The organism is Streptomyces sp. NPDC059994 (assembly GCF_042737755.1).
Lineage (GTDB): Bacteria > Actinomycetota > Actinomycetes > Streptomycetales > Streptomycetaceae > Streptomyces.
Window position 1 is genome coordinate 72077 of record NZ_JBHWUR010000017.1, and the last position, 22086, is coordinate 94162.

A 22086-nucleotide genomic window follows, 5' to 3' on the forward strand; every position below is an offset into this window, starting at 1 on the left:
GTCGGCCGGGCCGGGGCCGGGCCCATCCCGCCAGCCACCGTCCGCCCCCGGGGGTTTTCCCCCGGCCCTCACCGGTACAGCAGATACCGTGCCCGTGTCGCGCGGAACGCCGTGAGCCCGCCCTGCCAGGCGCCCACCACCTCGTCGGTGCCCGCGCCCGCGTCGATCAGGGTGCGCACCGCCGCCGACCCGGTGAGCTTGTCGATCCAGTGGTCCGGCCGCCATGCGAAGCCGTTCCACGCCTTCTTCACCGTCACCAGGAGCGCGACACCGGTGCGCACCGGGTCGTACGACTCGCGGTCGTGGACGTGGAGCTGGACGCCGCCGACCGTCTTTCCCTGGAACTTGGAGAACGTGGGCGTGAAGTACGCCTCGCGGAAGCGCACCCCCGGCAGCTCCAGGGCGTTCACGGCGGCCGCCCAGCGTGCGTCGATCCCCTCGGCGCCGAGCAGCTCGAACGGGCGGGTGGTGCCGCGCCCCTCCGAGAGGTTCGTGCCCTCGAACATGCAGGTGCCCGCGTAGACGAGCGCCGTGTCGGGGGTCGGCATGTTGGGGCTCGGCGGGACCCAGGGCAGCCCCGTGGAGTCGTGGAAGCCGTCACGCCGCCAGCCCGTCATCCGTACGGTCTCCACCCGTACGCGCCCGCCCAGGAACTCGGCGTCGAAGAGCCCGGCCAGCTCGCCCACCGTCATCCCGTGCGCCTGCGCGATCGGCTCGCGCCCGACGAAGGTCGCGAACGCCTTGTCGAGCACGGGCCCGCTCGCCGCCCGGCCGGTCACCGGGTTCGGCCGGTCCAGGACGACGAACCGCTTCCCGGCGATGGCGGCGGCTTCCATGCAGTCGTAGAGCGTCCAGATGTACGTGTAGAAGCGCGCCCCCACGTCCTGGATGTCGAAGACGACCGTGTCCACGCCCGACTCGGTGAACACGGCGGCGAGCTTCTCTCCGCTCACGCCGTACGTGTCGTACACCGGAAGGCCGGTCGCCGGGTCGTCGTGGCGGCCCTCGGAGCCGCCCGCCTGCGCGCTGCCCCGGAAGCCGTGCTCGGGCCCGAACACCGCGACCAGGTTCACGCGCGGGTCGGCGTGCATGACGTCCACGATGTGCCGGACGTCCGCCGTCACCCCGGTCGGGTTGGTGACCACGCCGACCTTGCGGCCCTCCAGCGCCCGGTATCCGTCGGCGGCCAGCCGGTCGAAGCCGGTCCGCACGGGCTTGGGGAGGTGGTGGGCGCAGGAGGAGGCGGCCGGGGCGGGGGAGGGCGCCGCGCCCGCCACCGCCGCGCTCGCCGCCACTGTCCCCGTCCCCGCCAGCAGGCCCCGTCTGGACAGGCTCATCGGCGTACCTCCAAGGCCGCTCGCGGTGTCATGGCCACGCACGCTAGCGCGCGGGCGCGCGAGGGGGAACGAGCCGCACGGGGCGGTTCGCGACGGCCCCTTCCGTCCGTACATACCGACTGGTTAGTCTGCACACCAGTCGGCATGTGGAGAGGCGGATTCTCGATGGGTTCGGTTCAGGGCGTCCAGGGCGCGGCAGTGGTGGTCACCGGGGCGGGCGGCGGTATCGGCGCCGCGCTCGCGCGCAGATTCGCGGCGGAGGGCGCCCGGGTCGTCGTCAACGACCTCGACGAGGCCAAGGCCCGCAGGACCGCCGAGGAGATCGGCGCGATCGCCGTCCCCGGGGACGCCTCGGGCGTCGTCCCGCTCGCCCGCGAGGCGCTCGGCGGGATCATCGACGTCTACTGCGCCAACGCGGGCCTGGGCTCCGGAGGTTCCGAAGCCGCGCCCGAGGACGTCTGGGCGGCCGCCTGGGACGTCAACGTGATGGCCCACGTCCGCGCCGCCCGCGAGCTGCTGCCCGAGTGGCTGGAGCGCGGCGGCGGCCGGTTCGTGTCGACGGTGTCGGCGGCCGGGCTGCTCACCATGATCGGCGCGGCCCCGTACAGCGTCACCAAGCACGGCGCCCTCGCCTTCGCGGAGTGGCTCTCGCTCACCTACCGCCACCGGGGCGTCCAGGTGCACGCGATCTGCCCGCAGGGCGTGCGCACCGACATGCTGGCCGCCACCGGCTCGGCCGGGGACCTGGTGCTCGCGCCGACCGCGATAGAGCCCGCGGCCGTGGCCGACGCGCTCTTCGAGGCGATGGCCGAGGAGCGCTTCCTGGTGCTGCCGCACCCGGAGGTCGCCGGCTACTACGGCGCGCGGGCCGGCGATCCGGACCGCTGGCTCACCTCCATGAACCACCTCCAGCAGAAGTGGGAGGCGGACGGCGCATGAGTTCCCTCTACGCGGCCAAGCCCTGGCTCGGGCAGCTCACCGAGGCCCAGCGGGCGCCGGTCAGCCCGCCCGCGAGCGTGGTGCACGCCTTCCGCGCGGCCGTCCTGCGCGCCCCCGACCGCACCGCGCTCGCCTACTTCGACGGGCGGCTCAGCTACCGCGAGACCGACGCGCTCTCGGACTCGGTGGCCGGCCATCTCGCCGCCCGGGGCCTCCAGAGCGGCGACCGGGTCGCGATCATGCTCCAGAACACCCCGCACTTCGTGATCGCGCTGCTCGGCGCCTGGAAGGCGGGCGCGACCGTCGTCCCGCTCAACCCGATGTACAAGTCGGCCGAGGTCGGGCACGTCCTGGGCGACTCCGAGGCCGCCGCGCTGATCTGCTCCGACCGGTCCTGGGAGGCGTATCTGCGGGACACCGCGGCCGCCTCGACCGTCCGGATCGCGCTCACCGCCTGCGAGCTCGACCTGCAGAGCCGCGACGACGCGCGCGTGCTCGCCTTCGAGCGGCTGCCCCGCCCCGCCGACACCGACGACCTGCTGGCCGTCGCCCGGCAGGGCCTGCCCGCGCCGGGCGGGCGCGAACCGGCCCCCGACGCCACGGCGTTGATCAGCTACACCTCGGGGACCAGCGGCACCCCCAAGGGGGCCATGAACACCCACCGGGGCATCACCTACAACGCCGAGCGCCAGCGCACCGGGCACCCGATAGCCGAGGGCGCGGGCTACTTCGCGCTGGCCCCGCTCTTCCACATCACCGGCATGGTCTGCGAGCTCGCCGCGTGCGTCGCCAACGCGGGCACGCTGATCCTGGCCTACCGCTTCCACCCCGGCGTGGTCCTGGACGCCTTCGCCGAGCACCGGCCCGCGTACACCGTGGGCCCGTCCACCGCCTTCATGGCGCTCGCGGCCGCGCCCGGTGTCACCCGCGAGCACTTCGACTCCTTCCGGGTGATCTCCTCGGGCGGCGCGCCGGTGCCGCCCGCGCTGGTGGAGAAGTTCCGGGCGGCGTTCGGCCCGTATCTGCGCAACGGCTACGGGCTGACCGAGTGCACCGCCCCCTGCGCGTCGGTGCCGCCGGAGCGGGAGGCCCCGGTCGACCCGGTCTCGGGCACCCTCTCGGTCGGTCTGCCCGGCCCCGAGACGGTCGTACGGATCGTCGACGAGGAGGGCGAGGAGGTGGACTTCGGCGAGCAGGGCGAGATCGTGGTGCGCGGCCCGCAGGTCGTACCCGGCTACTGGCGCCGCCCCGAGGCCACCGCCGAGACCTTCCCGGACGGCGAACTGCGCACCGGCGACATCGGGTTCATGGACCGGGACGGCTGGCTCTACGTCGTCGACCGCAAGAAGGACATGATCAACGCGTCCGGCTTCAAGGTGTGGCCGCGCGAGGTCGAGGACGTGCTCTACGGTCACCCGGCGGTGCGCGAGGCGGCCGTCGTCGGTGTCCCCGACCCGTACCGGGGTGAGAACGTCAAGGCGTACGTGAGCCTGCGCCCCGGCGCCGAGGCCACGCCCGGCGAGCTCTCCGCGTACTGCGAGGAGCGGCTGGCCGCGTACAAATATCCCCGGCAGGTCGAGGTACTCGCGGAGCTTCCCAAGACGGCGAGTGGGAAGATCCTCAGGCGGGAACTGCGTTCCCGCCACTAGAACGGCGTAAAAACGCGGGTAAGACGCGGGACCACGAGAGAGGCGGCGACGGCATGGCCAGGACGACGGACGGGAGCGGCACCCCCGTCCCCCAGAGGCTGCTGGCCGCCGCCACCCGCCTCTTCGCCGAGAACGGGTACGACAGGACCTCGGTCCAGGAGATCGTCGAGGCGGCGGGCGTCACCAAGGGAGCGCTCTACCACTACTTCGGCTCCAAGGAGGACCTGCTCCAGGAGGTGTACGCGCGCGTGCTGCGCCTCCAGCAGGAGCGGCTCGACGCGTTCGCGGACGCGGACGCGCCGGTCGAGCGGCGGCTGCGCGACGCGGCCGCCGACGTGGTGGTCACCACCATCGACAACCTCGACGACGCGTCCATCTTCTTCCGCTCGATGCACCACCTCAGCCCCGAGAAGAACAAGCAGGTACGGGTCGAGCGGCGCCGCTACCACGAGCGGTTCCGGGCCCTGATCGAAGAGGGCCAGTCGGCCGGGGTCTTCTCCACGGCCACCCCGGCGGACCTGGTGGTGGACTACCACTTCGGGTCGGTCCACCACCTGTCCACCTGGTACCGGCCGGACGGCCCGCTCACCCCGCAGCAGGTCGCCGACCACCTCGCCGACCTGCTGCTTCGGGCGCTGCGCCCCTGAGGGGGCTACAGGTACTTCTTCAGCTCCCGGCGGGCCAGCGAGCGCTGGTGGACCTCGTCGGGGCCGTCCGCGATGCGCAGGGTCCGCGCCGCCGCCCACAGCTCGGCCAGCGGGAAGTCCTGGCTGACGCCGCCCGCGCCGTGGACCTGGACGGCCTTGTCGAGGATGTCGAGGACCGTCCGGGGCGTGGCGATCTTGATGGCCTGGATCTCGGTGTGGGCGCCGCGGTTGCCCACGGTGTCCATCAGCCAGGCGGTCTTCAGGACGAGCAGCCGCAGCTGCTCCACCGCCACGCGCGCGTCCGCGATCCACTCCTGCACCACGCCCTGCTGGGCGATCGGCTTGCCGAAGGCGGTCCGGGCCACCGCCCGGCGGCACATCAGCTCGATGGCCCGCTCGGCCATGCCGATCAGCCGCATGCAGTGGTGGATCCGGCCGGGCCCGAGGCGGGCCTGGGCGATGGCGAAGCCGCCGCCCTCCTCGCCCACCAGGTTCTCCACGGGCACCCGCGCGCCGTGGAAGACGACCTCGGCGTGGCCGCCGTGCGAGTGGTCCTCGTACCCGTACACCTGCATGGCGCGGCGGACCTCGACGCCCGGGGTGTCGCGCGGCACCAGCACCATCGACTGCTGGCGGCGGACGTCCTCGTTGTCCGGGTCGGTCTTGCCCATCACGATGAAGATCTTGCAGTCGGGGTTCATCGCGCCGGAGATGTACCACTTGCGCCCGGTGATGACGTATTCGCCGTTTTCCCTGGCGATCCGGGTCTCGATGTTGGTGGCGTCCGAGGAGGCCACCTCCGGCTCGGTCATCGCGAACGCGGACCGGATCTCCCCGGCCAGCAGCGGCTCCAGCCACCGCTTCTTCTGCTCGTCCGAGCCGAACTGGGCGAGCACCTCCATGTTCCCGGTGTCCGGCGCCGCGCAGTTCAGGGCGGTGGGCGCCAGGTGCGGGGAGCGGCCGGTGATCTCGGCGAGCGGCGCGTACTGGAGGTTGGTGAGTCCGGCGCCGTGCTCGGCGTCCGGCAGGAAGAGGTTCCACAGCCCCTGGCCGCGCGCCTCGGCCTTCAGCTCCGCCACCACGGCGGGCGTGTCCCACGGCGACTTCAGGAGGAGGCGCTGCTCGTGCGCGGTGGTCTCGGCCGGGTAGACGTACTGCTCCATGAAGGTGAGCAGCTTGGCGCGCAGCTCTAGGGTCCGTGCGTCGAATGCGAAGTCCATGGCGGGAGTTCAGCCTTCCTGCGGTGACTGGAGGGTGGTGAGGCCGTGGTCGATGAAGACGGGCACCAGGTCCCCGATGCGGTCGAAGCCCGCGCCGACGGTCTGGCCCAGGGTGTAGCGGTAGTGGATGCCCTCCAGGATCACGGCGAGCTTGAACCAGGCGAACGCCGTGTACCAGGAGATGGCCGAGGTGTCCCGGCCCGAGCCGGCGGCGTACCGCTCGATCAGCTCGGCGGGGGTGGGGTGCCCGGCCGCCCCGGCGGTGGTGGAGACCGGGGAGTTCTTCACCGTCAGCTCGGCGCTGTACATCACGAGCAGACCGAGGTCGGTCAGCGGGTCGCCGAGGGTCGACATCTCCCAGTCGAGGACCGCCTTGATCTCGTCGTCGTCCCCGACCAGGACGTTGTCGAGCCGGTAGTCGCCGTGGATGACCGTGGGGGCGGGGGAGACGGGGAGCTCACGGCCGAGCGCCGCGTGCAGCTCGTCGATGCCGGCCAGCTCCCGGTTGCGGGAGGCGTCGAGCTGCTTGCCCCAGCGCCGCAACTGGCGGTCGAGGAAGCCCTCCGGGCGCCCGAAGTCCCCGAGACCGACCGCCTCGGGGTCCACCGCGTGCAGCTCGACCAGCGTGTCCACCAGGCCGAGGATCGCGGCCCGGGTGCGCTCCGGGCCCAGCGGAGCCAGCTGCTCCGCCGTGCGGTACGGGGTCCCGGCCACGTACTCCATCACGTAGAACGGCGCGCCGAGCACCGAGTCGTCCTCGCACAGGAGCAGCGGCTCCGGCACCGGGACCGACGTCGGGTGCAGGGCGCTGATCACCCGGTGCTCGCGCTTCATGTCGTGCGCGGTGGCCAGGACATGCCCCAGCGGCGGCCGCCGGACCACCCACTGGCCCGTGCCGTCGGTCACGATGTACGTGAGGTTGGACCGGCCGCCCTCGATCAGCCGGGCGCTGAGCGGCCCGGTCACGAGCCCCGGCCGCTCGCGGTCGAGATGGGCGCGCAGCCGCTCCGGATCGAGACCTGGCGGGACTGTGCTCATGGCGGGCTACCTCCGGGAACGGCGATCGTGTCACGGACACGCTACCGACCAGTCGGTATGTCGTCCAGATGCCGTCGCTCCCGGATCCGGCCCGCCGTGGGGGAGGAGGCCTCAGTGGTCGTCCCAGTGGCCCTCGTGCTCGGCGTGGCGGTGACCGTCGTGGACGTAGTCCAGGTGGTCGCCGTGCTCCACGGACTGGTGGCCGCAGCCGACGCCGTGCTCGTGCGCGTGCCCGTCGTGGGCGACGTGGCCGGCCGGCTCGCACTCGTCCCAGTGGCCCGAGTGCTCGCGGTGCATATGCCCGTCGTGGGCGTAGTCCGTGTGGTCGCCGTGCGGCACGGCCCGGTGCCCGCAGGTGGGGCCGTGCGCGTGCTCGTGGGTGGTGGGGTGTTCCTCGTGGCTCACGGTCATGGCGTTCACCCTCAAGATCGCTCACTTCTCAGGCTAATGCGCAGGGCGCGGCCCCGCCTGCGAGGGCGCGGGGCCGTGCTGCCGTTCAGAGCAGCATCGCCACCGCGAACAGCGCCAGCGCCGCCACACACGCCATGGCCGCGACCGCCTCGCGGGCCCGCAGCACCCCGGGGCGGGCCGAGCGGGTCAGGGACTGGATGCGGTGGTGGGCCACGGCAAGGAAACCCAGCCAGACCAGACCGCTCAGGGCCACGGCGACCAGGCCGAGGGCCGTCCTGCCGCCGTGCAGGCCCTGCTTGGCCGCGAGGACCGCCGCCACCGTGCAGGACAGCGTCGTACGGCGCCAGGCGAGCCGGGTCCGCTCGGGCTGGAGGCCGGGGTCCCGGTCGGGCGCGCCCGTCACCCGGCCCAGCCGAAGACGACGACCACCACCATGGCGACGGCGACCACCGCCACCGCCACGCTCAGCAGGGTGGGGAAGCGCGACACGGGCAGGTCCTCGCCGCGCCGCATCGCCCGCTCGCACCGCACCCAGTGGTTCACGGCCCGCAGCGCGCACAGCACCCCGGCCGCCAGCAGCGCGAGGGCGAGCCCGACCCGTACGCCCCAGCGCAGGTCCGGCAGGAACTGGTCGACCGCGAACCCGCCGCCGACCAGGGCGAGCGACGTCCGGATCCAGGCCAGGAACGTACGCTCGTTGGCGAGCGAGAACCGGTAGTCCGGCGTCTCGCCCTCCTCGGAGATGCGCTCGGGCGCGAACCACAGCCGCAGGGTCTGCGCGATGCTGATCACCTTTGCACACTACCCGCAGTGGATCATCCGGCCCGGTGCGCGCGCAGCCGCCGGTACGCGTCGAGCCCGTCCGGCACCCACTCCCAGTCGGCGAGCCGCCGCTCCACCTCGGCCTCGGGCAGGAAGTCGTGCCAGGCGACCTCCTCGGGCTGCGGGCGTACGGGAAGCGTGCAGCGCACTTCATACACAGCCGACCACCATGTCTGCCGCCCGTCCGCCCCGCCCTCGTAGAGGAACGTGAACAGCGGTACGGGCCGTGGCAGCCCGGAGACGCCGAGCTCCTCCTCGGCCTCCCGCAGGGCGGCGTCGTCGTAGCTCTCGCCCGCGCCGACGACACCGCCGACGAACATGTCGTACAGCGAGGGGAAGACCAGCTTGGTCGGGGTGCGCCGGTGGACGAAGATCCGGTCCTCGGCGTCCCGGACGAGGATGAAGGCGCAGCGGTGGCGCAGCCCCCGGGCGTACGCCTCGCCGCGCGGGGCCTGGCCGACGACGCGGTCGTGCTCGTCGACGATGTCGAGGATCTCCTCGGCGGGGGAGGACGGAGATGAGCTCATGAGGCTCATCCAACCACCGGGCTGTTCAGTGCGGCTGAAGGTCGCGGATCGGCTCCTTCGGCCCTGTGCCGGACGGCATCGCCGGATGGAGCCCGAGCAGGATGATGCCGGCCACGATGGCGGCGAGCCCGCACACCTCCCAGGCGAGCGCTGCCGCGTCGGTACGCAGCTGGTCACCCAGGAAGCCGACGCCGCAGGCGATCCCGGCGAGCGGCTGGGCGGCGGTGAGCGCGGGCAGCGACATCCGCAGCGGGGCGGTCTCGAAGGCGCTCTGCACCAGGATCAGGCCGGTCACGCCGAGCGCCAGCACGCCGTACGGCTGCCAGCCCGTCAGCATGTGGGCGAAGCCGTCGGCCCTGAACCGTTCGCCGCTGACCCGGGTGAGGGCGTCCTGGAGGCCGTAGAGGAGCCCCGCGGCGACGGCGAGGAGGGTGGGGCCGGCGCTGAGGCGGGACCGCTTGGCGTACACGGTGAGGATGAGCGCGATCCCGACGACGATCCCGACGATCAGCCAGTGCCGCAGGGGCCCGGAGACGTCGTTGCCGCCGCGCGGCTGGCCCGCCACCATGAAGGCGGTCACCCCGCCCGCGAGGAGGGTGATCCCCGCCCAGCCCTGGCGGCCCAGGGACTGCTTGGTCTGCCAGCGGGACAGGGCCATGGCGAAGAAGAGGTTGGTGGCGAGGAGCGGCTCCACCTGGGAGACCTCGCCCTGGCCCAGCGCCAGCGCGCCGAGCACCATGCCCGCGACCATCAGCCCCATTCCGGCGAGCCAGCGGGGCACCCGTACCAGGTCCAGCAGCAGTCGCGGCGAGAGGAAGTCGCCCAGCGGGGCGCGCTGGGCGGCGTTCTGCTGGAGCACAAACCCGAAGCCCAGACAGCAGGCCGCGCCCACGGCGAGAGCGAGGACGAGAACCGACACGTGGGACACCTTCAAGTGCGGCCGGGGGTTGCGAACTTGCTCGACGATAGCGCCCCAGGCCCGCTGACGCCTCCCGAGTACCCGCTGGGCGTGGCCCAGACCCCTTTCGGCCCAGGGTTTTCTGCCAGGCCCCGTCGCCAGGCCCCGTCGCCGGGGGCTTCGCCCCGGACCCCTTTTCTTTCCGGCCGAGGGCTTCGTTGCCGGTGCTTCGCCCTGGACCCCTTTTCTTTCCGGCCGAGGGCTTCGTTGCCGGTGCTTCGCCCTGGACCCCTTTGTCTGCGGGCCGGTGGGGGCTGGTCGCGCAGTTCCCCGCGCCCCCTTTTGGCCCGGGGTTTGTCTGCGGGCCGGTGGGGGCTGGTCGCGCAGTTCCCCGCGCTGCTTTTCGGCCCGGGGTTTGTCTGCGGGCCGGTGGGGGCTGCTCGCGCAGTTCCCCGCGCCCCTTTTTGGCCCGGGGTTTGTCCGCCGGTCGGCTGTGGTTGCTGGCGCAGTTCCCCGCGCTGCTTTTCGGCCCGGGATTTGTCTGCGGGCGGTGGGGGCTTGTCGCGCAGTTCCCCGCGCCCCTAACCCCCTAGGGGCGCGGGGAACTGCGCGATCAGCCCAAGACGGCCCGCGGACGAACGGGGTCCGGGGCGGGGCCCCGAAGCGGGGGCGGGGGCGCAGCCCCCGTAAACGGGGTGCAGGGGCCGCAGGCTCCGCCAGGGGTGCAGGGGTGCAGCCCCGCTGGGGGTGCAGGGGCGGAGCCGCTGCCTCGGGGGGCCGGGGGCGCAGCCCCCGGGGGAGCCGCCTCAACCCCCCCACCCACCCCCGGAGGGTTTAGGGAAGGGGCGGGGTGGGGGTCAAACCCCGCAACCACCCACCAAGTTGAACCCCGAAGCCCGCTCACCCGACCTTGACGTGGAGCCTTGGGTACCGCTTTGCTGTCCGCGATCACCCTGTCACCCGGCCCAATAACCACACCCACCACACCCGCATCACACCCGCACCACACCCGCATCACACCAACCACCCCCCGGGAAGTACGCGGATGCCGCCCCCGCCCCCGCCCCCGCTCGGCCGCCCCCGCAAACGCGGCGGACGAGCCTTCGACCCGGCGCTCGACGACGCCGAACTCGTCGCCGTCCGCGCCCAGTTGGCGCAGGGACGGTGGACCAGGGTCCGCTCGCTGCTGGTCGCGACCGGCGACGACTGGGACCGCCGCGGCCACCGCCTCACCGTCCTCGGCGAGCCCGCCACCTCCGCGGCCTGGGCCCGCGAGTGGCTGCTCGCCGAGCCGGACAGCGCCGACGCCGCCGCCCTCTACGCCTGCGCCCTCGTATCCCGCTGCCTCAGCGAGAAGGGGGGAAAGGGCGGAAAAGGCGGCAACGGCCACATGGACCGCGCCCGCGACGCCTGCCTGGAGGCGGCCCGGCTCGCCCCCGCCGACCCCACCCCCTGGCTCGCCCTGCTGGCGCTCTCCCGCAGGCTCGGCTCGGACAACGAGACCGAGCAGATCTTCGCCGAGGTGTGCTCCCGGCACCCGGACCACCACCACGCCCACCACCTGATGGCCGCCCGGCTGGCCGAGCGCCGTCCGGGCGACGGCGCCGACCCGATGCACGAGGTGTACGCCTTCGCCGCCGCCTCCGTCGCCCGCGCCCCCGCCGACTCCCCGCTCGCCCTGCTCCCGCTGGTCGCCCACGCCGAGCGGTACCGGGTGCTCGCGGCCGGGGGCGCCGCGCCGGGCGACCCCGTCGACTCGGAGCACTGGACCGGCCGCCGCGCCCGCCAGGTGATCAAGTCCGCGTTCGACTGGTGGCTGGAGTGGGAGCGCGAGGACCACCCCCGGGCCGGCGTCGACCTCAACTTCCTCGCCCACGCCAAGCACTGCGAGGGCCGCCCCGCCGAGGCCGCGGCCCTCTTCCACCGCATCGGCCGGCACTTCACCCCCGCCCCCTGGTCGTACCCGGACCGGGACCCGTACCGCGCCTTCCAGGCCGCCCGCAGCGCCGCACTCGGCACCGTCTAGCCACGCCCAGCATCTCCCAGTACCCCCTCGGCACCACCCCCCGCGTCCCACCGAAAGGGCACCCCCGCCATGTCGAGCGACACCGATGAGATCCGTACGTACAAGGGGCAGGAGAGAGCCCTGCGAGCCGACCGGCTCGGCACTTCGGGCCTGCTGCTCTCGGTGCTCGCCGCGAGCGCCCCGCTGATGGTGGTCGCCGGTGTCATGCCCACCACGTACGGCGTGATGGGCATCGTCGGCCAGCCCCTGCTCTTCCTCATCCTCGGCGCCGTCCTGGTCCTGTTCAGCTTCGGGTACGCCGAGATGAGCCGCCACGTCCACAACGCCGGCGCGTTCTACGCGTACATAGCCAGGGGCCTCGGCCCCACCGCCGGCGCGGGCGCCGCCTTCGTGGCGCTCGTCGCGTACAGCACCCTCCAGGTCGGTATCTACGGCATGTTCGGCTTCGAGGTCTCCAGCCTCTTCGCCACCTACCTGGACACTGAACTCGCCTGGTGGATCCCGGCGCTGGCCGCCGTAGCGCTGGTCGGCGTGCTCGCCTGGCTGAAGATCGACCTCAACGCCAAGGTCCTCGGTGTGCTGCTGGTCATCGAGGTCGCCCTGGTCGTCGTCTTCGACTTCGCCGCCGTCGCCGACCCCGCCAAGGAAGGCCTGTCGCTGCACGCCTTCAACCCGTCCACCCTCTCCGGCGCGGGCATCGGCACCGCCCTGTGCTTCTGCATCGCCGCGTTCACCGGCTTCGAGCAGGCGCCGGTGTACGCGGAGGAGACCAGCCGCCCGCATCTGGTCGTCTCGCGCGTGATGTTCCTGGCCGTCGGCTTCACCGCCGTGTTCTTCGCGCTCAGCTCCTGGGCGCTCACGGTGGCCACCGGGCCCTCCGGCATCATCGACGCCTCCCGCAAGAACGGTCCCGGCCTGCTGTTCGGGCTCACCGAGGACCGGCTCGGCACCACCTTCACCGACGTCCTGCACGTCCTCTTCGTCACCGGCATGTTCGCCGCGCTGCTCAGCTTCCACAACGTCGTCTCCCGGTACGTCTTCGCCATGGGCCGCGAGGGCCTGCTGCCCGCCGCGTTCGGCCGTACCAACCAGACGAGCGGCGCCCCGGGCACCGGCTCGCTGCTCCAGACCGCGATCTCGCTCGTGGTCGTCGTCGCCTTCGCCGCCACCGACGACAAACCCACCGGCGACCCGACCGCCGCCGTCCTGCACCTGTTCACCTGGATGGGCAACGTGGGCGCGCTCGGCGTGATCGTGCTGATGGCCGCCGCCTGCTTCGCGGTCATCGCCTTCTTCGTCCGCCGGGGAGCGGCCGCGGCCCAGCTGTGGCGGCTGCTCGCCTCCGGCGTCGCCGGGGTCGCGCTCGTCGTCATCGCGGTCTACACGGTCAAGGACTTCGACGTCCTCGTCGGCGCGGGACCGGACTCCTCGCTCAGCTGGATCCTGCCCTCGGTCATCGCGCTCGCGCTGGCGGCGGGTGTGGCGTACGGCCTCTTCGTACGGGCGGTGCGGCCCGAGGCGCACGCCCGGATCGGCCAGGGCAACGAGGCCTTCCAGCTGGAGAAGCTGGAGAGGGCGGCGGGACGCGCCCAGGCGTAGGCCGCGCTCGGGCCCGAGCGAACTCTGACCAAACGATGACGGTGTGCCGCGGCCCCTGGTGTCCGGGGGCCGCCGGTGCTCGAATCGGAGGGTGAAACCCGAACCACCCGAACCACCCGAACCGTCCACCGCCGAGAGCGCCCCCGTCGGCCGCCGCATCGTGCTCGGCATGCTCGGCCTCGGCGTCGCCGGGGTCGCCGCCGCCCCGGTCCTCCAGCGCGGCCTGGAGTCGGTCCTCGGCGCCGCCGCCGGGAAGGACCCCACCGGCCTGACCGGCCTGCTGCCCCACGGCGGCGGCTTCCGTTACTACTCGGTCGCCGCCTCCGTACCGCACAAGGGCGCCGCCGACTACCGGCTCACCGTCGACGGCCTGGTCGAACGCCCGGCCACCTACACCCTTGACGCACTGCGGGCGCTGCCGCAGACCCGGCTGGTCCGGGACGTGCAGTGCGTGACGGGGTGGCGGGTGCCCGGCACCCCGTTCGCGGGGGTGAGGCTGTCCCGGCTCCTCGACGCCGCGGGGGTGCGCCCAGGAGCCGGGGCGGTCCGCTTCACCTGCTTCGACGGCACGTACACCGAGAGCCTCACGCTCGAACAGGCCCGCCGCGACGACGTGCTGGTCGCCCTGAGCATGCGGGACAAGCCCGTGTCGCACGCCCACGGCGGCCCGGTCCGCCTCTATGTGGCGCCCATGTACTTCTACAAGTCGGCGAAATGGCTCTCCGGGATCACCGTGACGGGCAAGGTGCGGCGGGGATTCTGGGAGGAGCGGGGCTATGACACGGATGCCTGGGTCGGCCGGTCCAACGGGCGCGACGACCACCCCACGAGCTGAACCCGCCGCGCGCGTACGGCGGTTCACCCGGGCCGAGCGCTGGGTGCACCGGACCAACGCCCTGGTGTTCGGCGTGTGCGTGCTGTCGGCCGCCGTGCTCTATCTGCCGCAGCTCGCCGAGGCCGTGGGGCGCCGGGAGCTGGTGGTGCGGGTGCACGAGATCTCGGGCGTGCTGCTGCCCGTACCGGTCCTGGCGGGGCTCGTCTCCCGCGCCTTCCGCGCCGATCTGCGCCGCCTCAACCGGTTCGGGCCGCACGACCGGCGCTGGCTGCGCTCGGCGCTCACCCGGGACGAACATCCGCGTACGGCGGGCAAGTTCAACGCGGGGCAGAAGGTCTACGCCGGGTGGATCACCGGGGCCGCGCTCGTCCTGCTCGGCACCGGTCTGCTCATGTGGTTCACGCGTCTGGCGCCGCTGGCGGTGCGGGTCGGCTCGACGTTCGTCCACGACTGGCTGGCGCTGGCCGTCGGGATCGTACTCACCGGCCATGTGACCATGGCGCTCCTCGACCCGGAGGCACGCCGTGGCATGCGCACCGGGTCAGTGGGGCGTCCGTGGGCCCGGCGCGAGCACGGGCTGTGGCTGGAGGAACTGGAGGGCCGGGGGAGCGCTGGTCGCCCACGGCATCGCGCGCCCGCCGGACTTCCCGGCCTTCGCCAGGATCGTGTCGACGATCTGGTCCGCGCCGCCCGAGTCGGCGAGCAGTTTGCCGAGGATCGCGCCGAGAGCGATGAGCACCCCGACACCGGCGACGGTGTTGCCCAGGCCGGTGGTGAAGCTGGTGATCGCCTTGTCCAGCGGCGCCCCCGCGAAGGCGCCGAGCGCCAGCGAGCCGATGGTCAGGGCGAGGAACGCGTGCAGCTTGAACTTGGTGATGAGCAGGACGATGACGGCGATGCCGGCGAGTACGGCGATCCCCAGCCGGGCGTTGCCTGCCGAGGTGATCGGCTCGGCCGCGCCCGCTGCCAGGATCTCGACGCTGAGACTGGTCACGGTGTGGTCCTTGGCTGGTGAGTTGGCCGGCGGGTCAGTCGGCGAGCCGGCGCAGTGCGGCGACGGCCCGGTCGGTGATTTCCTCGGGGGTCCCGGCGATGTCGACGGCCACCCCGGCCTCGTCCGCCCCGAGCGGCTGGAGCGTGGCGAACTGCGAGTCGAGCAGTGCGGTGGGCATGAAGTGCCCCTTGCGCTCGCTCATCCGCCGCTCGATGAGCTCCCGGTCGCCGGTGAGGTGCAGGAAGACGAGGCCGGGGGCGGCCGCCCGCAGCCGGTCGCGGTAGGCCCGCTTGAGCGCGGAGCTGCTCACCACCCCGCCGAGGCCGGCCCGGCGGTGCGCCCACTGCCCGATCGCGTCGAGCCAGGGCCATCGGTCGCCGTCGTCCAGCGGGACGCCGGCCGACATCTTGGCGACGTTGGCCGCCGGGTGGAAGTCGTCGCCCTCGGCGTACGGAACGCCGAGCGCGGCGGCGACCAGGGGGCCGATCGTGGTCTTGCCGGTGCCGGCCACGCCCATCACCACGACGACGTGGGGGGTGCTCATAGCGGTGCCTCGCTGTCTTCGTCGACATCGATGTGTTCCGGGCCGGGGCCGTTTCCGGCCATCCGCCCGTCGCGCTACTGAAACCCAAAGGTGCGACGTATTCAAGAGCTCGTGATTAATAAGTAATACTTGTTCGACGGCGGCCCTCGCGCGCCCGTCCTGCCCCGGCCCCGCCTCCCCGTACCCTTACGGCCATGACCACACAGGCCCGGGGACTGCACGCGCAGGTGCTCGACACCCTCGGCCGCGCGATCACCGCAGGCGAATACCCGCCCGGCAGCGTGCTGCGCGGCGACGAGCTCGCCCAGCGCTTCGACGTCTCGCGCACCGTGATCCGCGAGGCGATCCGGGTCCTGGAGTCCATGCAGCTGGTCGAGTCCCGGCGCCGGGTCGGGGTGACCGTCCGGGCCACCGAGCAGTGGAACGTGTACGACCCCCAGGTCATCCGCTGGCGCCTGGCCGGATCCGACCGGCCACGCCAGCTGCGCTCACTGACCGTGCTGCGCTCGGCCGTGGAGCCGGTCGCCGCCGGGCTCGCCGCCCACCACGCCACCCCCGAGCAGTGCGCCGCCCTCACCGAGCAGGCGCTCGGCATGGTCGCCACCTCGCGCGGGCGCCGGCTGGAGGGCTACCTCGTCCACGACGTCGCCTTCCACCGGATCGTCCTGAACGCCTCCGGCAACGAGATGTTCGCCCGGCTCGGCGACGTGGTCGCCGAGGTCCTGACCGGCAGAACCCACCACCAGGTGATGTTCGAGGACCCCGATCCGGCAGCCGTCACCCTGCATGTCCAGGTGGCCGAGGCGGTCCGGGAGCGGGACGCGGAGCGGGCCGAGAGACTCACGCGAGAGATCGCCGTCGGGGCCCTCAAGGAATTGGACGTACTCGCCCCCTAAAGCTCAGATTTACCTCAGATTCATCACAGATCTGCCCGTACGTGACATTGGCCACTGCCAAATGCCCCGTCGAGCCGCGACCATGTCCCGAATCAGCCACGCCGCGGTGACCCCAGTACTCACCCGCATCACCGGCCATAGCCGGGACGGCACCGGCACAGCCCGGTATCGCACGACCGCATGACCCCTCACGAAGGCGATACAGCTACATGAGTGACCGCACCATGCCTGCGGCCGAGACGTCGGCGTCCGCGCCGGCGCAGGGCACCCCCCACATCGATGCCGGTGACGCCGGTTACAGCAAGGACCTCAAGTCCCGCCATATCAACATGATCGCCATCGGCGGCGCGATAGGCACCGGCCTGTTCCTCGGCGCCGGTGGCCGGATGGCGGGCGCCGGCCCCTCGCTCGCGATCGCCTACGCGGTCTGCGGCGTCTTCGCGTTCTTCGTCGTCCGGGCCCTCGGCGAGCTCGTGCTCTACCGGCCCTCCTCCGGCGCCTTCGTCTCCTACGCCCGTGAGTTCATGGGCGAGAAGGGCGCCTACACGGCGGGCTGGCTGTACTTCCTGAACTGGTCGACCACCGCCGTGGCCGACATCACGGCCGCCGCGACCTACGCCCACTTCTGGGCCATGTTCAGCGACATCCCGCAGTGGGTCCTCGCCCTGATCGCCCTGGCCGTGGTCCTCACCGCCAACCTGATCTCGGTGAAGTACTTCGGCGAGATGGAGTTCTGGTTCGCGATCGTCAAGGTCGCGGCCCTGGTGGCCTTCATGCTGGTGGGCATCTACCTGGTCGCCACCCAGCACGGCGTCGACGGCAACACCCCGGGCCTGGCCAACATCACCGACCACGGCGGCATCTTCCCGATGGGCATGCTGCCGATGCTCCTGGTCGTCCAGGGCGTCGTCTTCGCGTACGCCTCGGTCGAGCTCTGCGGTGTCGCGGCGGGCGAGACCGAGAACCCGCAGAAGATCCTGCCCAAGGCGATCAACTCGATCATGTGGCGCGTCGGCATCTTCTACGTCGGCTCGGTCGTCCTGCTGGCGCTGCTCCTGCCGTACACCGAGTACTCCGGCGAGCAGAGCCCCTTCGTCACCGTCCTGGACAAGCTCGGCGTGCCGGGCGCGGCCGGTGTGATGAACCTGGTGGTCCTGACCGCCGCGCTCTCCAGCCTCAACTCGGGCCTGTACTCCACCGGCCGCATCCTGCGCTCGATGGCCGTGGCGGGCTCCGCGCCCAAGTTCACGGCCCGGATGAACAAGGGCCAGGTGCCCTACGGCGGTGTCCTGCTGACCGCCGCCTTCGGTGCCGCCGGTGTCGCCCTGAACAAGCTGATGCCCGACGACGCCTTCGAGATCGTGCTGAACTTCGCCTCGATCGGCATTCTCGGCACCTGGGCGATGATCATGATCTGCTCGCTGCTGTTCTGGCGCCGCGCCCAGGAGGGCCTGCTCACCCGCCCCTCCTACCGGCTGCCCTGGGCCCCGTACACCCAGATCGTCACGCTGGTCTTCCTCGCCACCGTGCTGTACCTGATGTGGTACGGCGGCGGCGTGGGCCGCACCACCGTCTACTGCCTGCCCGTGATCCTGGGCATGCTGGTCGGCGGCTGGTACCTGGTCCGCAGGCGGGTCGCGGAGATCGCGGCCAAGTAGCGGACGCACCGCGTACGTACGAGAAGGGCGGCATCCCGGCGCGGGGTGCCGCCCTTCGCCATGCACCCGGTAACGTGCGGAGGTCCGGCCCGTACACGTCTCCGCCCCTGCGCGTCCGCGCGTACCGGCGGTGCCAGAAAGGAAGTTCACGCATGCCGCAGCAGGTCCGAGGGGTCATCGCGCCGGGGAAGGACGAGCCCGTACGGGTGGAGACGATCGTGGTGCCGGACCCGGGGCCCGGCGAGGCCGTGGTGAAGGTCCAGGCGTGCGGGGTCTGCCACACCGATCTGCACTACAAGCAGGGCGGGATCAACGACGACTTCCCCTTCCTGCTCGGCCACGAGGCCGCCGGTGTGGTCGAGTCGGTCGGCGCCGGGGTGACCGACGTGGCGCCCGGCGACTTCGTGATCCTCAACTGGCGCGCGGTGTGCGGCCAGTGCCGCTCCTGTCTGCGCGGCCGCCCCCAGTACTGCTTCAACACCCACAACGCCAAGCAGAAGATGACCCTGCTGGACGGCACCGAGCTGTCGCCCGCGCTCGGCATCGGCGCCTTCGCCGAGAAGACGCTGGTCGCCGCCGGGCAGTGCACCAAGGTCGACCCGTCGGTCTCCCCGGCCGTCGCGGGGCTGCTCGGCTGCGGTGTCATGGCGGGCATCGGCGCCGCCCTCAACACCGGCAACGTCGGCCGCGGCGACACGGTGGCCGTCATCGGCTGCGGCGGGGTCGGGGACGCGGCGATCGTGGGCGCCCGGCTCGCGGGCGCGGCGAAGATCGTCGCCGTGGACATCGACGACCGCAAGCTGGCCACCGCGAAGACCATGGGCGCCACCCACACCGTCAACTCGCGCACCGAGGACGCCGTCGAGGCCGTCCGCGCCCTGACCGGGGGCTTCGGCGCCGATGTGGTCATCGAGGCGGTCGGCCGCCCCGAGACCTACAAGCAGGCGTTCTACGCCCGCGACCTGGCCGGAACCGTGGTCCTGGTCGGCGTGCCCACCCCGGACATGAAGCTGGAGCTGCCGCTGATCGACGTCTTCGGACGCGGCGGCGCGCTCAAGTCGTCCTGGTACGGCGACTGCCTGCCCTCGCGGGACTTCCCGATGCTGATCGACCTGCACCAGCAGGGCCGGATCGACCTCGCCGCCTTCGTCACCGAGACCATCGCGCTCGACGAGGTCGAGACGGCCTTCGAGCGCATGCACGAGGGCGATGTGCTGCGCTCGGTGGTGGCGTTCTGATGGCCGCCCGCATCGAGCACCTGGTCACCTCGGGCACGTTCGCGCTGGACGGCGGCACGTGGGACGTCGACAACAACGTCTGGATCGTCGGCGACGACGAGGAGGCGGTGGTCATCGACGCCGCCCACGACGCGTCGGCGATCCAGGCCGCGCTGGGCGGCCGCACCCTGCGCGCGATCGTCTGCACCCACGCCCACAACGACCACATCGACGCCGCCCCGGAACTCGCGGAGGCCACCGGGGCGCCGGTGCTCCTTCACCCCGGCGACCTGCCGCTGTGGAAGCTCACCCACCCGGACCGCGCCCCCGACGGCGAGCTGGCCGACGGGGAGGCCGTGACGGTCGCGGGCACGACGCTGACCGTGCTGCACACCCCGGGCCACGCCCCGGGCGCGGTGTGCCTGTACGCCCCCGAGCTGGGCACGGTGTTCACCGGCGACACCCTGTTCGCCGGGGGCCCGGGCGCGACCGGCCGGTCCTTCTCGCACTTCCCGACGATTGTCGACTCGATCCGCGAGCGGCTGCTCACCCTGCCGCCCGAGACAGTGGTACGGACGGGCCACGGCGACTCCACCACGATCGGCGACGAGGCACCCCACCTGGACGAGTGGGTCAGGCGCGGCCACTGAGCCCGTAGACGCGGTCCGCCGTGCCGCCGAGGACCTGGGCCCGTTCGTGCGGGCCCAGGTCCTCGGTCAGCAGCCGTGCTACGTCCAGGACTTCGCCGTACGAGGCGGCGAGCAGGCACACAGGCCAGTCCGAGCCGAACATCAGCCGTGCCGGTCCGAACGCCTCCAGGACCGTGTCCGCGTACGGCCGCAGACCGGCCGCGCTCCAGTCCGGGCCCGCCTCGGTGACCAGGCCCGACAGCTTGCAGACGGTGTTCGGGAGGGCGGCGAGCGCGCGGACCGCCGATCCCCAGGGCCCGGTGTCGCGCGCGCCGATCGGCGGCTTGCCCAGGTGGTCGAGGACGAAGACGAGTCCGGGGTGGAGTCCGGCGGCCCGTACGCAGGCGGTCAGCTGGTGGGGGAGGACCACCAGGTCGTACGCCAGCCCCGCGTCCGCGACGGCCGCAAGCCCCCGGGCCACGTCCGGCCGCAGCAGCCACTCGGGGTCGCGCTCGCCCTGCACCTGATGGCGGATCCCCACCAGCCGCTCCCCGCCCGGCAGTTCCCTCAGCCGGGCCAGTTCGTCGGCCACCCCGGGCGCGGTGAGATCGGTCCAGCCGACGACGCCGCGTACGAGAGGGTCGTCCTCGGCGAGCGCCAGGAACTCCGGGGTCTCCTCGGCCACGGTCACGGTCTGCACAAGGACGGTGGCCGCCACCCCGGCGGCGTCGGCCTCCACCCGCAGCTCGTCGAGGGTGAAGGTGCGCCGCAGCGGGGCGAGTTCGGGCTCGGCGAGCCACTCCTGGTCGCGCACGGAAAGGTCCCACACATGGTGGTGCGCGTCGACGACCCGCGCGCCCGTCCCCCGGTGGGGCGTCACAGCTCCCACACCACCGGCAGCCCGGCGTCCGCGCCCGCGCCGGAGTAGTCGTGGACGACGTCGAGCAGCTCGGCCATCCTCGCCTGCCAGGCGATATTGACCGGCAGCCGTTCCAACTCGGCGAGCAGCCGCCCGTAGTCGGCGCACTCGATCAGATGGAACAGCTCGGTGCCGCTGCGCCAGATCGTCCACTCGGTGACCCCGGCGGCCCGGATCGCCGCCGTCAGCTCCGCCGGGACCTCCCGGTGCGCGGCCTCGTACTCCTCGATCCGGTCACCCCGGACCCTGGTGTGCAGTGCGACCCTCATACGCCCAGCTCCTCCCACAGCGCCTGCGGCACCGGCCGCCCGAACTGTTCGGCCGTGTCCCGGACCTCGGCCGCCGAGCGCGCCCCCACCAGCACGCTCGCCACCGCCGGGTGCCGCAGCGGGAAGGCGAGGGCCGCGGCCCGCAGCGGGACGCCGTGCGACTCGCAGACCGCCTTGATCCGCAGCGCCCGCTCCAGGAGGGCCGGGGGCGCGGCCGTGTAGTCGTAGGGGGCGCCCGGCCGGGGATCGGCGAGCAGCCCCGAGTTGAAGATCCCGCCGACGACCACGCTCTTGCCGCGTGCGGCCGCCTCGGGCAGCAGCTCGACGCCCGCCCGCTGGTCGAGCAGCGAGTACCGCCCGGCGCACAGCACCGCGTCCACATCCGTCTCCCGTACGAACCGGGCCAGCAGCCCGGCCTGGTTCATCCCGGCCCCTATGGCCCGTACGACACCTTCCGCACGCAGCCGTTCAAGGGCCGGATAGGCCTCGTCCAGGGCCTGTTCGGCGTGGTCGTCGGGGTCGTGCAGGAAGACGACGTCGATCCGGTCCAGGCCGAGGCGCCCGAGGCTGTCCTCGATGCTCCGCCGCACCCCGTCCGCGCTGAAGTCCCAGCGGCGGCGATGGGTGGCGGGTACGGCGAACCCCTCGGCGAGATCGTCACCGGCCGGTTCGGCCAGCGGCTCCAGGACGCGGCCGACCTTGGTGGACACGGTGTACGCGTCCCGGGGGCGGTCCCGCAGCGCCGCGCCGACGCGGCGCTCGGAGAGGCCGAGGCCGTAGTGCGGGGCGGTGTCGAAGTAGCGGACGCCGACGTCCCAGGCGGCGTCGACCGCAGCCCGTGCGTCGGCGTCGGACACCTCGCCGAGGAGGTTGCCGAGCCCGGCCGCGCCGAGGGAGAGCGTACTGACGGCACAGCCGCTAGCACCGAGCTTTGTGACGCGCATACGAGCACATTTATCAGATGTCTCAGGGGTTGAGGTACCCCTTAACCCCCAATTTCCCTTCGCGCGGC

22 protein-coding genes and 2 pseudogenes are annotated in these 22086 nt (G+C 72.6%); 11 read left to right on the forward strand and 13 right to left on the reverse strand.

Annotated elements, in window-relative coordinates; genetic code table 11:
- Window positions 1–68: 68 nt before the first annotated feature.
- Window positions 69–1337, reverse strand: a complete 1269-nt coding sequence (locus ACFWA7_RS12200; protein WP_385822637.1) for an exo-beta-N-acetylmuramidase NamZ domain-containing protein — start codon at window positions 1335–1337, stop codon at window positions 69–71.
- A gap of 165 nt (window positions 1338–1502) precedes the next feature.
- Here ACFWA7_RS12200 and ACFWA7_RS12205 point away from each other — a divergent pair, with 165 nt between their 5' ends.
- The 3 genes from ACFWA7_RS12205 to ACFWA7_RS12215 are packed head-to-tail and all read left to right on the forward strand — an operon-like array spanning window position 1503 to window position 4572.
- Window positions 1503–2276 carry an SDR family oxidoreductase gene (locus ACFWA7_RS12205; protein WP_385535564.1) on the forward strand — a complete coding sequence of 258 codons (774 nt, stop codon included), beginning with the start codon at window positions 1503–1505 and terminating at the stop codon, window positions 2274–2276.
- Window positions 2273–3925: a class I adenylate-forming enzyme family protein gene (locus ACFWA7_RS12210; protein WP_385822639.1), complete on the forward strand. Its 1653-nt coding sequence runs from the start codon at window positions 2273–2275 to the stop codon at window positions 3923–3925. Before ACFWA7_RS12205 ends, ACFWA7_RS12210 begins: the two co-directional genes overlap by 4 nt.
- Window positions 3926–3978: 53 nt before the next feature.
- Complete coding sequence (locus tag ACFWA7_RS12215) at window positions 3979–4572, forward strand: TetR/AcrR family transcriptional regulator (RefSeq protein ID WP_385535560.1); 594 nt, start codon at window positions 3979–3981, stop codon at window positions 4570–4572.
- A 5-nt stretch (window positions 4573–4577) separates the two neighbouring features.
- On the opposite strand, the gene ACFWA7_RS12220 is transcribed toward ACFWA7_RS12215, so the two are convergent.
- The 7 genes from ACFWA7_RS12220 to ACFWA7_RS12250 form a co-directional block, all read right to left on the reverse strand.
- The gene (locus ACFWA7_RS12220) at window positions 4578–5792 is read right to left on the reverse strand and encodes an acyl-CoA dehydrogenase family protein (protein ID WP_385822642.1); all 1215 of its coding nucleotides are present in this window, start codon (window positions 5790–5792) and stop codon (window positions 4578–4580) included.
- Window positions 5793–5801: 9 nt separating this feature from the next.
- Window positions 5802–6830: a phosphotransferase family protein gene (locus ACFWA7_RS12225; RefSeq protein WP_385535556.1), complete on the reverse strand. Its 1029-nt coding sequence runs from the start codon at window positions 6828–6830 to the stop codon at window positions 5802–5804.
- 111 nt (window positions 6831–6941) lie between these two features.
- Window positions 6942–7241, reverse strand: a complete 300-nt coding sequence (locus ACFWA7_RS12230) for a hypothetical protein (protein WP_371651626.1) — start codon at window positions 7239–7241, stop codon at window positions 6942–6944.
- An 85-nt stretch (window positions 7242–7326) separates the two neighbouring features.
- Entirely contained in the window at window positions 7327–7644 is a 318-nt protein-coding gene (locus tag ACFWA7_RS12235) for a DUF202 domain-containing protein (protein WP_385535554.1), read from the reverse strand.
- Entirely contained in the window at window positions 7641–8033 is a 393-nt protein-coding gene (locus ACFWA7_RS12240; protein ID WP_371651622.1) for a YidH family protein, read from the reverse strand. Before ACFWA7_RS12240 ends, ACFWA7_RS12235 begins: the two co-directional genes overlap by 4 nt.
- 23 nt (window positions 8034–8056) lie before the next feature.
- Window positions 8057–8590 carry an NUDIX hydrolase gene (locus ACFWA7_RS12245; RefSeq protein WP_385822644.1) on the reverse strand — a complete coding sequence of 178 codons (534 nt, stop codon included), beginning with the start codon at window positions 8588–8590 and terminating at the stop codon, window positions 8057–8059.
- Between the two features lie 25 nt (window positions 8591–8615).
- The gene (locus ACFWA7_RS12250; RefSeq protein ID WP_385535550.1) at window positions 8616–9509 is read right to left on the reverse strand and encodes a DMT family transporter; all 894 of its coding nucleotides are present in this window, start codon (window positions 9507–9509) and stop codon (window positions 8616–8618) included.
- Between the two features lie 1024 nt (window positions 9510–10533).
- Here ACFWA7_RS12250 and ACFWA7_RS12255 point away from each other — a divergent pair.
- The 4 genes and pseudogenes from ACFWA7_RS12255 to ACFWA7_RS12270 all read left to right on the forward strand — a co-directional run.
- The gene (locus tag ACFWA7_RS12255; protein ID WP_385535548.1) at window positions 10534–11514 is read left to right on the forward strand and encodes a hypothetical protein; all 981 of its coding nucleotides are present in this window, start codon (window positions 10534–10536) and stop codon (window positions 11512–11514) included.
- Window positions 11515–11583: 69 nt separating this feature from the next.
- Entirely contained in the window at window positions 11584–13113 is a 1530-nt protein-coding gene (locus ACFWA7_RS12260) for an APC family permease (protein WP_385535546.1), read from the forward strand.
- Window positions 13114–13204: 91 nt separating this feature from the next.
- Window positions 13205–13948, forward strand: coding sequence for a molybdopterin-dependent oxidoreductase (locus ACFWA7_RS12265; RefSeq protein ID WP_385822646.1), 744 nt, complete (start codon window positions 13205–13207; stop codon window positions 13946–13948).
- Window positions 13890–14531, forward strand: a pseudogene (locus ACFWA7_RS12270) (cytochrome b/b6 domain-containing protein); the annotation flags it as partial. The gene ACFWA7_RS12265 and the pseudogene ACFWA7_RS12270, both read left to right, overlap by 59 nt.
- Before the next feature lie 33 nt (window positions 14532–14564).
- Here the strand turns inward: ACFWA7_RS12270 and ACFWA7_RS12275 are convergent.
- Together ACFWA7_RS12275 and ACFWA7_RS12280 are read right to left on the reverse strand one after the other, a co-directional pair.
- A pseudogene (locus tag ACFWA7_RS12275) lies at window positions 14565–14942 on the reverse strand (gluconate transporter); the annotation flags it as partial.
- Between the two features lie 34 nt (window positions 14943–14976).
- A complete protein-coding gene (locus ACFWA7_RS12280; protein ID WP_385535537.1) occupies window positions 14977–15486 on the reverse strand; it encodes a gluconokinase in 510 nt (169 codons plus the stop codon).
- A 194-nt stretch (window positions 15487–15680) separates the two neighbouring features.
- On the opposite strand from ACFWA7_RS12280, the gene ACFWA7_RS12285 reads away from it, so the two are divergent.
- The 4 genes from ACFWA7_RS12285 (at window position 15681) to ACFWA7_RS12300 (ending at window position 19907) form a co-directional block, all read left to right on the forward strand.
- Entirely contained in the window at window positions 15681–16382 is a 702-nt protein-coding gene (locus ACFWA7_RS12285; protein WP_385535535.1) for a FadR/GntR family transcriptional regulator, read from the forward strand.
- Between the two features lie 209 nt (window positions 16383–16591).
- Window positions 16592–18040, forward strand: a complete 1449-nt coding sequence (locus ACFWA7_RS12290) for an amino acid permease (RefSeq protein ID WP_385535533.1) — start codon at window positions 16592–16594, stop codon at window positions 18038–18040.
- Window positions 18041–18192: 152 nt separating this feature from the next.
- Entirely contained in the window at window positions 18193–19278 is a 1086-nt protein-coding gene (locus tag ACFWA7_RS12295) for an S-(hydroxymethyl)mycothiol dehydrogenase (RefSeq protein ID WP_385535531.1), read from the forward strand.
- Entirely contained in the window at window positions 19278–19907 is a 630-nt protein-coding gene (locus ACFWA7_RS12300; protein ID WP_385535529.1) for an MBL fold metallo-hydrolase, read from the forward strand. Before ACFWA7_RS12295 ends, ACFWA7_RS12300 begins: the two co-directional genes overlap by 1 nt.
- On the opposite strand, the gene ACFWA7_RS12305 is transcribed toward ACFWA7_RS12300, so the two are convergent.
- From ACFWA7_RS12305 to ACFWA7_RS12315, 3 genes are read right to left on the reverse strand one after another with little or no spacing between them, the layout of a single operon-like run.
- A complete protein-coding gene (locus ACFWA7_RS12305) occupies window positions 19891–20766 on the reverse strand; it encodes an amidohydrolase family protein (protein ID WP_385822648.1) in 876 nt (291 codons plus the stop codon). The genes ACFWA7_RS12300 and ACFWA7_RS12305 overlap by 17 nt on opposite strands.
- Window positions 20763–21074 (reverse strand): L-rhamnose mutarotase, encoded by a 312-nt coding sequence (locus ACFWA7_RS12310; RefSeq protein WP_385535525.1) that lies wholly within the window; start codon window positions 21072–21074, stop codon window positions 20763–20765. The genes ACFWA7_RS12305 and ACFWA7_RS12310 overlap by 4 nt, the downstream gene beginning before the upstream one ends.
- On the reverse strand, window positions 21071–22018 hold the full coding sequence (locus tag ACFWA7_RS12315; protein ID WP_385535523.1) for an aldo/keto reductase: 948 nt from the start codon (window positions 22016–22018) through the stop codon (window positions 21071–21073). The genes ACFWA7_RS12310 and ACFWA7_RS12315 overlap by 4 nt, the downstream gene beginning before the upstream one ends.
- Between the last annotated feature and the right edge of the window lie 68 nt (window positions 22019–22086).